General features: G+C 72.3%; 12 protein-coding genes. 6 read left to right on the top strand and 6 right to left on the bottom strand.

The window, feature by feature from the left end; genetic code table 11:
• The first annotated feature begins 68 nt into the window (after positions 1-68).
• Genes ACIG5F_RS10870 through ACIG5F_RS10860 form a run of 3 tightly spaced genes read left to right on the top strand, consistent with a single transcriptional unit; the run spans position 69 to position 3,058 of the window.
• Positions 69-785, top strand: coding sequence for a hypothetical protein (locus tag ACIG5F_RS10870; protein ID WP_396517320.1), 717 nt, complete (start codon positions 69-71; stop codon positions 783-785).
• Between the two features lie 39 nt (positions 786-824).
• A complete protein-coding gene (locus ACIG5F_RS10865; protein ID WP_396517318.1) occupies positions 825-2,075 on the top strand; it encodes a hypothetical protein in 1,251 nt (416 codons plus the stop codon).
• A 38-nt stretch (positions 2,076-2,113) separates the two neighbouring features.
• Entirely contained in the window at positions 2,114-3,058 is a 945-nt protein-coding gene (locus ACIG5F_RS10860; RefSeq protein ID WP_396517316.1) for an oxidoreductase, read from the top strand.
• Here ACIG5F_RS10860 and ACIG5F_RS10855 read toward each other — a convergent pair.
• Positions 3,039-3,647, bottom strand: a complete 609-nt coding sequence (locus tag ACIG5F_RS10855) for a TetR/AcrR family transcriptional regulator (RefSeq protein ID WP_396517370.1) — start codon at positions 3,645-3,647, stop codon at positions 3,039-3,041. The genes ACIG5F_RS10860 and ACIG5F_RS10855 overlap by 20 nt on opposite strands.
• Positions 3,648-3,748: 101 nt before the next feature.
• Between ACIG5F_RS10855 and ACIG5F_RS10850 the strand changes: the two genes are divergently transcribed.
• Together ACIG5F_RS10850 and ACIG5F_RS10845 are read left to right on the top strand one after the other, a co-directional pair.
• Positions 3,749-4,873, top strand: coding sequence for an acyl-CoA dehydrogenase family protein (locus ACIG5F_RS10850; RefSeq protein WP_396517368.1), 1,125 nt, complete (start codon positions 3,749-3,751; stop codon positions 4,871-4,873).
• On the top strand, positions 4,870-5,985 hold the full coding sequence (locus tag ACIG5F_RS10845; RefSeq protein ID WP_396517314.1) for a CaiB/BaiF CoA transferase family protein: 1,116 nt from the start codon (positions 4,870-4,872) through the stop codon (positions 5,983-5,985). The genes ACIG5F_RS10850 and ACIG5F_RS10845 overlap by 4 nt, the downstream gene beginning before the upstream one ends.
• A gap of 163 nt (positions 5,986-6,148) precedes the next feature.
• Here the strand turns inward: ACIG5F_RS10845 and ACIG5F_RS10840 are convergent, their stop codons facing one another.
• Complete coding sequence (locus ACIG5F_RS10840) at positions 6,149-7,051, bottom strand: LLM class flavin-dependent oxidoreductase (RefSeq protein WP_396517312.1); 903 nt, start codon at positions 7,049-7,051, stop codon at positions 6,149-6,151.
• 4 nt (positions 7,052-7,055) lie between these two features.
• Positions 7,056-7,496, bottom strand: coding sequence for a winged helix-turn-helix transcriptional regulator (locus ACIG5F_RS10835; RefSeq protein WP_396517310.1), 441 nt, complete (start codon positions 7,494-7,496; stop codon positions 7,056-7,058).
• Positions 7,497-7,756: 260 nt separating this feature from the next.
• On the opposite strand from ACIG5F_RS10835, the gene ACIG5F_RS10830 reads away from it, so the two are divergent.
• On the top strand, positions 7,757-9,034 hold the full coding sequence (locus tag ACIG5F_RS10830; protein ID WP_396517308.1) for a diguanylate cyclase: 1,278 nt from the start codon (positions 7,757-7,759) through the stop codon (positions 9,032-9,034).
• 454 nt (positions 9,035-9,488) lie between these two features.
• Here ACIG5F_RS10830 and ACIG5F_RS10825 read toward each other — a convergent pair whose 3' ends face one another.
• The 3 genes from ACIG5F_RS10825 to ACIG5F_RS10815 all read right to left on the bottom strand — a co-directional run bounded on the left by ACIG5F_RS10825 (position 9,489) and on the right by ACIG5F_RS10815 (position 13,740).
• Positions 9,489-11,975 carry a hypothetical protein gene (locus tag ACIG5F_RS10825; RefSeq protein ID WP_396517306.1) on the bottom strand — a complete coding sequence of 829 codons (2,487 nt, stop codon included), beginning with the start codon at positions 11,973-11,975 and terminating at the stop codon, positions 9,489-9,491.
• Entirely contained in the window at positions 11,965-12,885 is a 921-nt protein-coding gene (locus ACIG5F_RS10820; RefSeq protein WP_396517305.1) for a thiopeptide-type bacteriocin biosynthesis protein, read from the bottom strand. The genes ACIG5F_RS10825 and ACIG5F_RS10820 overlap by 11 nt, the downstream gene beginning before the upstream one ends.
• Positions 12,886-13,026: 141 nt before the next feature.
• On the bottom strand, positions 13,027-13,740 hold the full coding sequence (locus tag ACIG5F_RS10815; protein WP_396517303.1) for a hypothetical protein: 714 nt from the start codon (positions 13,738-13,740) through the stop codon (positions 13,027-13,029).
• Positions 13,741-13,751 lie beyond the last annotated feature (11 nt).

Here is a 13,751-nt window from a genome sequence, read left to right as displayed (position 1 = left end):
GGTGGGCACGTCTTTCCCGGTGTAGGCCACACCACGGGGAATTCACAGTTCAGCAGGGGGAAATAGTCATGCGCAAGCGCGCCCTCATCGCCGTTCCCATCGTCGGAATGGGCATCGCCGCCTTGGCGGCGTGCTCGCCGGCCACCACGCCGGCCGCCGCCCCGGCCCCGAGCACCACCGCGCCGGTGCTGTCCACCACCGCCTCCAGCGCGCCGGCTCCGACCACGACGACCACCTCGTCGGCCCCCAAGGGCACGCCGGCGGCCGACACGGGCAACGGCTGCAAGGTCAACCCGGCCACCGCCGCGGTGCCCACCGCCGACCCGTACCAGTGGGTGCCGAAGGCCGACCAGATGCAGGTCAGCCTCAGCCCGGCGCCGGCGACCGTGCGGGTGGCCGGGACGCCGATCGAGGTCGACGTGACCTTCTGCAACGACTCGCCGGTCGACTACCCGCAGGCCGGGTTCGTGTTCGCGCTGGACCGCGGCAGCGCCGCGCCCGCGCCGCTGCACATCGCCGAGGGCGCCGTGCAGCGCTACGAGAAGGGCCAGTGGGTCACCCAGCAGTACCCGCACGTCGGCAACGACCCGGGCTACCTGGGCCAGTTCTTCGACCAGCAGCCGATGCCCAAGGGCAAGTCCGTGACCATCCGCTACCGCTTCGCCTACGACGCCAAGACCATGGGCAACGGCACCGGCGGCGTGGTCGCCGCGGTCGTCACGCCCGACCCGAACAGCCCGAACGTGCTCGGCGCCGGCAAGGCCTCGTACACCGTCGTCAAGTGAACCTCGCCGGCCATGCCGGCCGGCGCTATGTTGGCCGGCATGAACGCCAGGTTCCTGACTCGCGCGGCAGTGGCCGCCGTTGTGGCTCTCGGCGTGCTTGCGGGCACAGCCGAGGCATCCTCACCTCATCGGACGCCGGTGGTGTTGTTCCCGGCGTTCCACCTCACCAAGCTCCAGGTGACGGTGCACGACCAGAAGACCGACCCGAACTGCCCGAGTTCGGGCAGTTTTCAGGACTGGTACCAGAACCCGCAGACCAGCGCGTTCAGCCAGGTGTGCCAGGACGAGCTGGAGACCCTGCGCTACGACGCGAACCCGGCCAAGCCGATGCCGCTGCGGTTCGCCGAGCAGCCCGGCGTCACGGTCAGCGTGATCGACTACGGCCGGACCGACAGCGCCCCGTTCTACGAAACGCTCTACAGGACGCTGGAATCGGCCGGCTACCAGCGTGACAAGAACATCCGGGTGGCCGGCTACGACGCGCGGCTGACCCCCGACCAGGGCGGATTCCTGGCCCGGGCCAAGCAGTTGGTGGAGCGGACCTACCGCGACAACGGCAACACGCCCGTGCAGCTGGTCGGGCACTCCAACGGGCCCCTGTACGCGCAGTACCTGCTCACCCACACCAGCCAGGCCTGGCGGGACACCTACATCCACGGCTTCACGCCGCTGGCCGGCAACTTCCCCGGCCAGGGCCTGCTCTACTCGATGCTGTTCACCGGCTTGAACGTGCGCGACTTCGGCTATCCCACCACGGTCGACAACGCCGTGAGCAGCGCTCGGATGTACCTCACCGCGCCGTCGACCTACATGAGCGCCTCCGACCCGGCGGTGTTCGGCGACCGCGAGACCGTCGTCCGGGACACCTCGACCGGCCGCGCCTACACGCCGCGGGACTGGCCGCAGCTGCTCAAGGACGCAGGGCTGACCGCCGAACAGCAGATCGCCCGCTACTACATCGGCTTCGTCAAGTTCAGCACGCCGCGGTACTTCCCGAACGTCGACGTGACCGCGGAGAAGGGCTCCGGGCTGCCGACCATCGTCGGCGCGACCCTGCCGAGCCTGAAGGTCGGACAGCTGGTCGACCAGAGCCAGTTCATCCTGGCCAGCGGGGACAGCAACCAGGAGGACATCACCAACAACGCCAACCGGGTGTGGTCGGCGATGAGGTGCCATAGCTACGTGCTCGACGACAATCCCGGCATCGACCACTTCTCCCTTCCGGGCAACGAGAACGTGCTCGCCCGGCTGCTCACGACCCTGAAGACGCCGCGTCACCGCTGCCCGTAGATTGTCCGCGTCCCGTTCCGCGTCGGATGGAGGATCCGATGGGCAACGACAACTCCGGCGGCCGGTGGACCGCGGCGGCCGTGCCGGATCAGCACGGCCGGACGGCGGTCATCACCGGCGCCAACACCGGGATCGGCTTCGAGGCGGCGAAAGTGCTGGCCGGGCGGGGCGCCACGGTCGTGCTCGCCTGCCGCCGCCTCGACCTGGCCGACCAGGCCGCCGACCGGATCCGGGCCGACACCCCGGCGGCCGACGTCCGCACCGCGCACCTGGACCTGGCCTCGCTGGCCTCGGTGCGGGCGGCGGCCGAGCAGCTCGGGGCCGACCACCCGCGGATCGACCTGCTGATCAACAACGCCGGGCTGATGATGCCGCCGCTTGGCCGCACCGAGGACGGCTTCGAGCTCCAGTTCGGCGTCAACCACCTCGGCCACTTCGCGCTGACCGGCCTGCTGCTCGACCATCTCACCGCGGTGCCGGGCTCGCGGATCGTCACCGTCAGCAGCAACGGGCACCGGCCCGGCGTGATCAACTTCGATGATCTCCAGTCGGAGCGGGGATACGGCCGGCTGCGGGCCTATGCCCAGTCCAAGCTGGCCAACCTGCTGTTCACCTACGAGCTCCAGCGCCGGCTGGCCGGCGCCGGGGTCGAGACCATCGCGGTGGCCGTGCATCCGGGCATCTCGCGGACCGAGCTCGGCCGGCACATGCCGGGCCCGCTGGGGCCGATCGCCGGGCTGATGATGCGGTTCATGGGGCAGGGCGCGGAGAAGGGGGCGCTGCCGACGCTGCGGGCGGCGACCGACCCGGCCGTGCGGGGCGGGCAGTACTACGGACCGGGCGGGCCGGGGGAGCGGGCCGGCTATCCCGAGCTGGTCCAGTCCAGCGCCCGTTCGCACGACGAGGCGGCGCAGCGCCGGCTGTGGGCGGAGTCCGAGCGGCTGACCGGCGTCAGCTACGACCTCACGTCCCGTACGTCTTGACCGCGATCGTCTTCCACTCCTGAAGGAGCTGGTCGCGGCGGGTCGGGTCGCCGCCGAGCATGGCGTCCAGGGCCAGCCCCCGGATCAGGTTCACCGTCAGCCACAGCGGCACGTCGGGCTGGTCCGGGGGCGCGTGGTCGCCGAGCACCTCGTGGAACAGCTCCCCGGTGCGGCGGGCCAGGGCCTTGTCGATGGGGTGCATCGCCGCCCGTAGCTCCGGGTCGGTGCGGGCGGCCACCCACAGTTCCATCACGGCCGTGGACAGCGAGCCCGAGTAGCCCTGCCACAGCAGGTCGATGCCCATGGCGACCCGGTCCGGGCCGGGCAGCGACACCGACGGGTACTCGCTCATGCTGGCCACCAGCTTGGACACCAGGTGCTCGATGGCGTGCGCCATCAGGTCCGCCTTGGTGGCGAAGTGGTGCTGCTGCGCGCCTCGGGAGACCCCGGCCCGCCGGCAGATCTCGTTGGTCGAGGTGCGGGCGTAGCCGAGTTCGACCAGGCAGTCGACGGTGGCGTCCAACAGCAGCTCGCGGGTGCGCTCGGTGCGCTCCTGCTGGGTCAGTCTCGGCCTGGTCACCAGGCTGATCCTAGCGAGGTCTTCACAAACAATCCAGGCTGCCGGTAAGTTTACCGGCAGACCTGATTGTTTCTTTGGGAGGTCGTGTGGCTCCGCACCGCTCCGCCTGGATGACCGAGGACCTGGACCAGCTGCGCCGGCTGGCCCGTGACGTGTTCGCCAAGGAGCTGACTCCGCACCAGGAGCGCTTCGCCGCCCAGCACGCGATCGACCGCGACCTGTGGCGGCGGTTCGGCGAGCTCGGGCTGGTCTGCATCAGCATTCCCGAGCAGTACGGCGGCGGGGGCGGCACCTTCGCCCACGAGGCCGTGCTGATCGAGGAGCAGGCCCGGGCCCTGGACAGCTCGTGGGGCAACTCCGTGCACAGCGGCATCGTCGCCCACTACCTGCTCAACTACGGCACCGAGGAGCAGAAGAGCCGGTGGCTGCCCCGGCTGGCCAGCGGCGAGCTGGTCGCCGCGGTGGCGATGAGCGAGCCCGGGGCCGGCTCCGACCTCCAGGCGGTGCGGACCCGGGCGGTGCGCAGCGGCGACGAGTACGTGATCAACGGGGCCAAGACCTTCATCACCAACGGGGCCCAGGCCGAGCTGATCATCGTGGTCGCCAAGACCGACGCCGACCAGGGCGCGCGCGGCATCTCGCTGATCGTCGTGGAGACCCAGCAGGTCGAGGGCTTCCGCCGCGGCCGGGTGCTGGACAAGCTGGGGCTGGAGGGGCAGGACACCTCCGAGCTGTTCTTCGACGACGTGCGGGTGCCGGCCGGCAACCTGCTCGGCGGGCAGGAGGGGCAGGGCTTCGTCCAGCTCATGCAGCAGCTCCCGCAGGAGCGGCTGATCATCGCCGTGTCCGCCATCGCCGGCATGCAGACGGCTCTCGAGCTGACCCTGGACTACGTCAAGCAGCGGCAGGCCTTCGGCCGGGAGCTGATCAAGTTCCAGAACACCAAGTTCGAGCTGGCCGAGTGCGCCACCGAGGTAGCGGTCACCCGGGCCTTCGTCGACCAGTGCGTGCAGCAGCACCTGCTGGGCCAGCTGGACGTGCCGACCGCCGCGATGGCCAAGCTGTGGGCCACCGAACGGCTGTGCCGGGTCGCCGACCGCTGCCTCCAGCTGTTCGGCGGCTACGGCTACATGAAGGAGTACCCGATCGCGCGGATCTGGGCCGACGCCCGGGTGCAGAAGATCTACGGCGGCGCCAACGAGATCATGAAGGAAATCATCGGGCGGTCGCTGTGAGCGGCCCCCTCGCCGGACTTCGCGTCATCGAACTCGCCGGCCTGGCCCCCGGTCCGTTCGGCTGCATGGTGTTGGCCGACATGGGCGCGGAGGTCATCCGCGTCGACCGGCCCGGCGCGCCGCCGCCGGTGCCCAACGATCCGCTGACCCGGGGCCGTCGCTCCGTGTCGCTGGACCTGAAGAAGCCGGCCGCGATCGACGCCGTGCTGCGGCTGGTCGAACGCAGCGACGTGCTGGTCGAGGGATTTCGGCCCGGCGTCACGGAAAGGCTCGGCCTCGGGCCCGCCGACTGCCAGGCCCGCAACCCGCGGCTGATCTACGCGCGGATGACCGGCTGGGGCCAGCACGGGCCGCTGGCCGACGCCGCCGGGCACGACATCGACTACATCGCCATCGCCGGCGCGCTGGAACCCATCGGCCGCAACGGTGATCGGCCCGTGCCGCCGCTCAACCTCGTCGGCGACTTCGCCGGCGGCGGGCTGCTGATGGCCACCGGAATCCTCGCCGCCCTGTACGAACGCGAGCGCTCCGGCCTCGGGCAGGTGATCGACGCCGCCATGGTCGACGGGGCCGCCCTGGTCTCGACCTTCCTCTACGGCCTCAAGGCCGCCGGCGCGCTTTCCGTGCCCCGCGGCGGAAATCTCCTCGACGGCGGCGCGCCGTACTACGACACCTACACCACCGCCGACGACAAGTTCGTCGCCATCGGCGCCCTGGAGGAGAAGTTCTACGCCGAACTCGTCGTCCTCCTGGAACTCGACCCGGCCCTGCTGCCCGCCAACCGCCACGATCCCGCCAACTGGCCGGGACTTCGGACGCTGATCGCCGACGCCGTGCGCCGCCGCACCCGTGACGAGTGGGCCGCCCTGGCCGTCGGCGGCGACGCCTGCCTGGCCCCCGTGCTCGCCCCCGACGAGGCCGCCCACCACCCGCACAACAAGGCCCGCGAGAACTTCGTCGAACTGGCCGGCGTCGTGCAACCCGCCCCCGCCCCCCGCTTCGACCGCACCCCCTCGCAAATCCCCGGCCCGCCGGCGTTTTCCGGCGAGCACACCCGGGAAGTGTTGGCAGAGCTGGGTTTGACGGCCGAGCAGCTCGCCGAGCTTACCTGAGCCACCCCCGCCGCACCCCCTCTTACGCCACATGCGCTTCCCATTTGGCATCTGGGCCCACATGGGAAGCGCATGTGGCGCACCCGCCCCGGTTATGCCACATGCGCTTCCTACTTGGCATCTGGGCGCAAGTGGGAAGCGCATGTGGCAAAAAGAGGGCGGCTCAGCTGAGCTGTGGGATAACCTCGGCGGCCAGGCGCTCCATCTGCTCGTGCTCGTCGAACATGGGGTTGAGCAGGATCCACTCCGCGCCGGCGTCGCGCACCTCGCGCAGGCCGCGGACCACGTCGTCGGGCGTGCCGTAGACGGCGACCGAGGTCAGGTCGCCGAGGCCGAAGTGGGCGTAGAGCTGGCCGAGCGCCTCGCCGATGCGGGCCTTGGCCCGCTCGGCGCTGTCGTCGACGGCCAGGTACACGCGCTTGGCGATGCGGAAGTCGGGCCGGCCGAGCTCGGCCGTCGCCGCCCGGACCAGCTTCACCTGGTCGACGAACTTCTCGGTGGTGGACGAGCCGGCGCCGATGAAGCCGTCGCCGAGCCGGACCGCGCGGCGCAGGGCCTTGGGGTGGTTGGCCCCGAACCACACCGGCGGGTGCGGCCGCTGCACCGGCTTCGGTTCCATGCCGGCGTCCTTGAGCTGCCAGAACTGGCCGTCGAAGGTGACCGAGGGCTCGGTCCACAGCCGCTTCATCAGGTCCAGGCCCTCGGTGAACCGGGTGACCAGGTGCTCGGGGCCGGAGTCGAACGCCGCGAACGGCCGGAACCGGCCGCCGACCCCCACGCCGACGTCGATCCGCCCGCCGCTGAGCTGGTCCAGCGAGGTGATGCTCTTGGCCAGGTGCACGGGGTTGCGCAGCGGCGTCACGAACACCGCGCAGCCCAGCCGGATCCGCTCCGTGCAGGCCGCCGCGTAGGCCATCAGCTCCAGCGGGCTGATGACCGGCTTGGTGCCGAGGATCTGCTCCTGCGTCCACGCCCCGATGAACCCCAGCTCCTCGGCCCGGACCAGGAACCGGCGCACCTCGGCCGGGTCGACCGCGAACTGCGGGGTGGCGATGGCGAAACGCATGGGGTCACCTCTCGACGGGTCGGCCGCCGAGCCGCACCACTCGGCTGTCCCCCAGTTCTACCGGCTTGTCACAGTGCGCACACACAACTTTGGGATGGAGGGCCTCGCCGCAGCTGTGCTCCATGACCGTGGGCGGCGGGCCCTGGGTCATGTGCTGGTCGCCCCACTCCATCAGCGTCAGCAGCACCGTGTGCAGGCTCTTGCCGGCGTCCGTCGGGTGGTACTCGTAGCGCGGCGGGTGCATCTCGTACTGCCGGCGCTCCAGCAGCCCCACCTCCACCAGCTTGCGCAGCCGGGTGGCCAGGATGTCCCGACTGGCCCCGGTCTGCCGCACGATCTGGTCGAACCGCCGGTTGCCCAGCAGCACCTCGCGCAGCGCCAGCAGCGTCCAGCGCTCGCCGATCACCTCCAGGGCGTTGGCGATCGAACACTCCCGCGCGGCCATGCCCCCACCCTACCCCTAAGTCCCCTTTTCCAACCCACTCCGCCGCCGCCAACGCTTGGAAGGGGGCTTTCCTCCACTCCGAGTGGAGGAAAGCCCCCTTCCAAGCATCGGGTGGTGGTGCGGATGGGTGATGGCGGTGCGCGAAGGTGCCTTGGTTGACCGAGCGCGCGGCCACCCTTCGCCAGATCTGGGGTCCTGCCAGGCGCACGGGGCTAGCGTCGGGGGTGCGGGCCGGACCACGACTGGGGGCGGTGTGCGGGATGGGCGACGGCTGGTGGCGGGTTCGATCCTGGCCGCTGTGGCAGCTGCCGACGCCGGCGGTGGCCTATGTGCTCACGGTGGAGACGGCGGCCGTGGCGGCGGCGCTGGCGGTGCTGGCGGCGGCCCCGGTGACGCGGGCGGACCTGCTGGCGTTCGGGGTGCTGGCGGCGTGCGCGGTGGTGCACCTACAGGCGTCGAGGCGGATCGAGCGCGTACGCCGGGTGACCACGGGCGGCCCGCAGGTCGACCTGACCTCGATCTGGCTGGTGGCGGCGGTGTGCTGCCTGCCGCCGCTGTTGGTGCTGGGCATGGTGGTGCTGACCCGGGGCCAGCGCTGGCTGGCCTTCGACCGCCCGGCGCACCGGAACGTGTTCTCGGCGGCGTCGATCACGCTGGCGGCCTGCGCGGCGAGCGGGCTGCTGCTGGTGTTGGGGCACCGGCCGCCGCCGCTGACCGATGTGCCGGGGTCGCTGGCCGAGCTGGCGGTGCTGGCGACGGCGAGCATCGCCTACTGGGTGGCGCAGGTGGTGCTGATCGGCGGCGCGATCGGGCTGACCACGTCGCGGCCCCGGTTGGTGGACCTGGTCGGCGATCTTGAGCTGAACGCCATCGACGTGGCCACGGTGTGCCTGGGCGTGCTGGTCTCCGTCGTGCTGACCCACGCGCCGCTGGTGATCCTGTTCGGCGTGCCGGTGGCGGTGGTGCTGCACCGGGCGATCCTGGTCCGCCAGTTCGAGAACGACGCCCGCCAGGACGCGAAGACCGGCCTGGCCAACACCGTGCACTGGCGGCAGGCGGCCCGCAAGGAGCTGGCGGTGGCCGGCCGCCGCGACGAGGGCGTCGGACTGCTGATCATCGACCTGGACCACTTCAAGAACCTGAACGACCGCTACGGCCATCTCGCCGGCGACGACGTGCTGCGGGCGGTCGCCGACGCGCTGCGGGCCGAGGTGCCGGACTTCGACTTCGTGGCCCGCTTCGGCGGCGAGGAGTTCAGCATCCTGGTGCCGGGCGTGCACAGCCAGACCTCGTTGCTGCACACCGGTGATCGGATCCGGCGCACGGTCGAGCGGCTCGCCGTGACCGTGACCGGGGACGAGGGCGACACGGCGGTGGTGCGGGTGACGGCGTCGGTCGGGGCCGCGTTGTACCCGGAGCACGGCCACAGCCTGGACGACTTGTTGCGCACCGCGGACACCGCGCTCTACGCGGCCAAGCGCGGCGGCCGGAACCGGACCTGCCTGGCCGTCGGCCAACTCGGCGCTCGGCCGGCGTGACCGCCGTATCTCCGTACCGCGGTGGACGTAAACCGCCGCGTATTCGGCAGAACTCCGCACCGCACCGAAAGAAGCTCACACGGAGTGCACAACACCCGGGGCTCCGCACCGAAACGTGACCGGGTCCGGACAGGGCGAGACCCCCGTCCCAGAGGGGGGAGGTGGACGGGGGTCTCGCGAAACCCGCTACCGGGGGGAGGAGTAGCGGGGGGCCTGCGGTAGATCTGGTCTGTGGTTGTCGGTGCGACGTTCCGGTCCCAAGGTTAGTACATGATCGTTGTTACTAGAACCGCACCGATTACGACTCTACGTTACTTTGTCGCCGGCTGAAACCCCAACCGCCGAAAGTGTTGCGACTTGTTGCCCGTCTCTACGTTCTGACCAGGCGGTTCCGCCTGGAGATGAGACATGTTTCGCCCGGATGGCTGTTGAATGTGAACGACCGTCGCGGCGGTCACACCGGGACCGCGCTGTCCACGTTGTCACGCTGTCGGGGGAGTGCCCGTTCCTGTTCGGCATTGACGACCCCGTTCCACGCCAGCATCGCCCGTGCCGCCAGCCGTCCCGGCGTGGCCTCCACCGGCAGCCGGGCCAGCAGCTGACCGGCCACCGGCTGGCCGTCGGCGTCGCGCAGCGGCAGGTGATGCGGGTCCGGCAGCATCTCCTCGAACACCAGCCCCGATTCCGGATCGTCGGCCAGCAGCTTGTCCAGCGCCCGCACCGCCGACAGGCAGTCCAGGTCCACCGGCCGCGGCTGGTGGCCGCCCTGCGAGCGGGCGAAGACCCAGCGCGGGATCCCGGTGCCGATGCGCAGCGCGGCGATGGCCCGGATCCGTTCCCCCGCCGGCAAGTCCGCCGCCGGCAGCTGCTCGCGGGCGATGCGCCACTGCGCGCCGGACAGCACCAGGCCGCCGGCGAGAACCAGGCGTGGCAATCGAGTGCGGCCGGGCAGCGCGGCCAACGGGTTGCCCAGCGCCACCGGCCCGGCCAGGCGGCGCAGCGGGGAGGCCGCGGTCAGCAGGGTCACGAGTAAGCCCCACGGGGCGAGCGGTGCTCGGGCCGAGTGGTACATCGGCCACAGGGCAAGGCCATCGGGCCCGTCGGTGTCCTCGGCCACGATCCGGTCGCCGACCCGGCGCACGGTGATCCGGTCCAGCGGCAGGTGCCGCCCGCCGGCCGGCTGGTAGCCGGACGAGTCGCCGTCGCCGGTCCACATCGGACAGTACCGGGGCCTGCGCACCGCGCCCGCCGCCTGCGGGTCCTGCGGCGGCACCAGGATCTCCACCGTCTCGGCCCCGCACCGCCGGCCGAGCTCGTCCAGAAACGCCCGATACGCCGCCACGTGGGGAAGTTCGCCGTGCAGGTGTCGAAGCGCTTCGACGAACCGGGCGTCGACCACGCCGGCCGGCGCCGCCCCCTCCAGCACCGCTCCGTGACCGCCGCCGACGCCGATCGGCCGCACCAGGCAGTCCACCGGCCACGCCGAAGTGGCCACCGGCGGCGCGCCGATCGCGTCCAACAGTTGCGGCGTCAACGTGACCTGGTCCGCGTCGGTGTCCAGCAGCGCCAGCAACCGCCCGTAGGGAGTGTCCACATCGGACGGCGGAGCCGGCCAGCCCGGCCGCTGCGTCGGCACGCCGCTGTCCCACGCGTGCAGGGCCGGGTCGCGGGAATCCTCCCGTCGGCCGAGGAACTCGGCCAGCACCTCGGTCACCGGTCGCGGCTGCGGCCCGACCAGGGCCAGGATCGGGTGCTCCGGCGCGGGCCCGGCCGCCGCGGTCAGCACCGCGCCGACCCGTCCGGCCTGGGCCAGCAGGTTCTCCAGCCGGGTCGCGGCCTCGGTCGGCATGGTGCCGCCGGCCTTGCGGTACACGTCGACGAAGCCGGGCCGGGGCGGCGCGGCCGCGGTCGGACCCCAGCCGGTCAGCTCGCTGCTCGGCGGCGCGGACACCACCAGCACGCCGAGGCCGGCCAGGTGCCGCAGGTAGCCGCGCAGCACGTCCGGCGCGTCCGAGGACAGCCGCATCACCAGCTCGTCGGCCTCCATCGCGCCGGCCGACAGGGTGCGCCGGATGGCGTCCAACGCCGGCGTGCGCCGGACCTTCACCCGCCGCATGGCCCCGGCGTCCACGGCGTCGACCACCCAGCAGCACAGGTGATCGCCGTCGATCCAGTTCAGGCCGGTCAGGGCCACGGTCGCGCCGATCAGGTCGGGCAGCGCGCGATCCCCGCGCACGGCGGTGACCCGGTTGGCCGCGGACTCGCCGACGGCCGTCCACGCGCCGGCCCGTCGGCCGACGCCGAGCAGCGCCACGTGGCCGAGCCAGTCCCGGGGCGTCGGCTTGGCCGCGCCGCGGGCCAACACCCGCAGCAGGTAGTCGGACCGGTGCCGCAAGCGCTTGCTGTCCCACGTCTCGCCGAACGACAGGCGGCGCTTGATGTCGTCCACCATGCCCGGCGCGGCCTCGGTGACCGCCCGCATGGCGAATTCCGAGGAGTTCACCAGCCGCCACGGCAGATCGGACAGACGCTCACGTTCGGCCGCCAGCGCCTGCTCGGCCGCCAGCTGCCGGGCCACCATCGCCGTGGACCAGTCGCCGGCGTGCATGAGGTCGTCGGCCAGCTCGGCGTTCAGGCCGGCGACCGCGCCGGCCACCCGGTAGCAGTCCCGCTCCGGCGCCGGCTCGCCGCGGTGCAGCAGCCGGCGCACGGCCAGCAGCTCCGCCCGCTCCTCGGGCTCCAGATACGGATGCGGCACCAGCTCCGCCCCCAGCCGGCCGGCCAGCGTGTCGGCGAAGCGGGCGTACGAGGACTGCTCACACGTGCGCTCCCGTAGCAGCGTGAACAGCTCCGGGTTGCCGGCCGCGGTCCACAGCCGGGCCGGCAGGCCGGCGATCCGCAGCAGGCCGCCGGCCCCGATGGTCAAGGCCTCATCCGGCACGGCGACCGACCAGGGTGTCCAGGACCAGCGCCCGCTCCGCCGGACCGAGCATCGCTCGGTTCCAGTGCTGCACCACGTGGTACGCCGCCGCCTCGCGCGGCCCGACCCGGGCCTGGTCGGTGGCGAAGTACTCGGCCCGCCACCGTTCCAGCACCGGCGTGACCCGCGCCCGGTGCAGCTCCAGCAGCTCCCGCGTCGGCTCCGGCAGCCGGGACAGCAGCTCCTCGTCGCCGGTCCACCAGCCCTCCAGCTCGGCCGAGACCGGGCCCGGCTCGCCGCCGCCGGCGATGTCCCGCACGCGGGCCCAGACGTCGAGGTCCTCCCAGCCGGTGATCTGGAGGCCGTCGAAGACGTCCCGCAGCATGCGCAGCGACACCACCCAGGCCGGCGTCCCGTCGCCCATGTCGCTGTGGTGGCGCAGCCAGATCACCGAGTCCACGGTGAACAGCTGGTAGGCGTGGCGCATCGAGTCCGGCCCGCCGAACAGGTGCGCCTCCGGCTCGTACACGCCGGGCACCGCCTCGGCCACCAGCCCGCGCCGCCGCCAGCGCGCGGCCAGCCGGCGCACCTCGGCCCGCACCTGGGTGGCCCGGCCCGGCGCGGCGGCGAACCGCACCCGCATGCCCGGCGACCCGTGCGTGAACAGGAAATCGGTGATCTCGCCGTCGGCGAGCAGCTGCGCCACGGCGTCCCGCAGCGCCGGATACAGGCCCGTGTCGACGCCGGCCAGGCCCACCTGGGTCCAGCGCGGCGCGCCCGCGGTGCGCAGCGCGTCCAGCCCGCCGGCCAGGAAGGTCAGCCGGGCCGCGATCAGCTCCTCGTCCCCGGCGGGATCGAGGCAGTCGGCGACGAACTCGGCCAGCGGCACGCGCCGGCCGGCCACCGATACCATGGGTTCGATCGACCCCACCCGCACATCACCTTTCTCGTCACCCCGTGATGACGGTAAGTGATGGGCGCTGGATGGGGTGGGTCCGTCAGTCGAAAGAGTTGCCGGGCACTCACTCGCAGGGTGACCCGTATTCGCCCGTGTCCCCGTTACGGGTCCCGGTCATTCGTCCGGTTCTCGGCGTCGGCGGCGTTGGTCGCGCAGCCGTGCGGCCTGCTCGACGGTCACCCCGTTGGCCCGGTGCCCGGCCGCCTCGTCCGGCCCCAGCCCCGCGCCCAGCCAGTCGGCGACCTCCTCGAACGGGATGCCGACCCGCCACCACTCGCGCAGCTCGGTCACCGGCCGCCGGCCGGCCCGGGCCAGCTCGCCACCCTCGGCCGCGCTCAGGCCCAGCTCCCGCCAGCCCATCGCGTCGGCCGCGTCCACGCCCTGCCGGGCCCACTCCAGCGCCTGCTCGTCCAGCCACTGCCGCAGCAGGTACGAGCTGAGCACCGGTCCGGCCACGCCGGCCTCGCGGAACCGCCGCACCACGTCGAGATCGGCCGGGTTGTCGGTGCCGTGGGTGCGCTGCGACCACGCCTGCTCGGGGCTGACGCCGCGGGCCTTGAACTCGGCGGCGGCCTTCAGTCCCACGCCGAACTCGTGCCAGCGCACCGCGTCGGCCGGGCTGATGCCGGCGTCGCGCCAGCCGGAGATCGTGCTCGGCGTGACCCCGGCGATCGCCCACTGCGCCGCCGTCAGTCCGGTGGTCACGCCGGCCGAGATCCAGGCCCGCGCGGTCGCGACCGTGAAGCCCCAGCGGCGCCAGACGGCCGCCTCCCCCCGGGCGAATCCCGCGTTCACCCAGGCGTTGAGGTCTTCCGGTCGAGGCTCCACAGCGGTCCCAT

Origin of the sequence: Kutzneria sp. NPDC052558, assembly GCF_044547355.1 — a bacterium.
Lineage (GTDB): Bacteria > Actinomycetota > Actinomycetes > Mycobacteriales > Pseudonocardiaceae > Kutzneria.
Note: the sequence above shows the minus strand (reverse complement) of the source record. Positions and strands in the feature narration are given on the sequence as shown.

Bases quoted from the DNA above. Each gene is read 5' to 3' on its own strand.
- ACIG5F_RS10870 (WP_396517320.1), top strand. From the start codon at position 69: ATGCGCAAGCGCGCCCTCATCGCCGTTCCCATCGTCGGAATGGGCATC.
- ACIG5F_RS10865 (WP_396517318.1), top strand. From the start codon at position 825: ATGAACGCCAGGTTCCTGACTCGCGCGGCAGTGGCCGCCGTTGTGGCT.
- ACIG5F_RS10860 (WP_396517316.1), top strand. From the start codon at position 2,114: ATGGGCAACGACAACTCCGGCGGCCGGTGGACCGCGGCGGCCGTGCCG.
- ACIG5F_RS10850 (WP_396517368.1), top strand. From the start codon at position 3,749: ATGACCGAGGACCTGGACCAGCTGCGCCGGCTGGCCCGTGACGTGTTC.
- ACIG5F_RS10840 (WP_396517312.1), bottom strand. From the start codon at position 7,051: ATGCGTTTCGCCATCGCCACCCCGCAGTTCGCGGTCGACCCGGCCGAG.
- ACIG5F_RS10835 (WP_396517310.1), bottom strand. From the start codon at position 7,496: ATGGCCGCGCGGGAGTGTTCGATCGCCAACGCCCTGGAGGTGATCGGC.
- ACIG5F_RS10830 (WP_396517308.1), top strand. From the start codon at position 7,757: ATGGGCGACGGCTGGTGGCGGGTTCGATCCTGGCCGCTGTGGCAGCTG.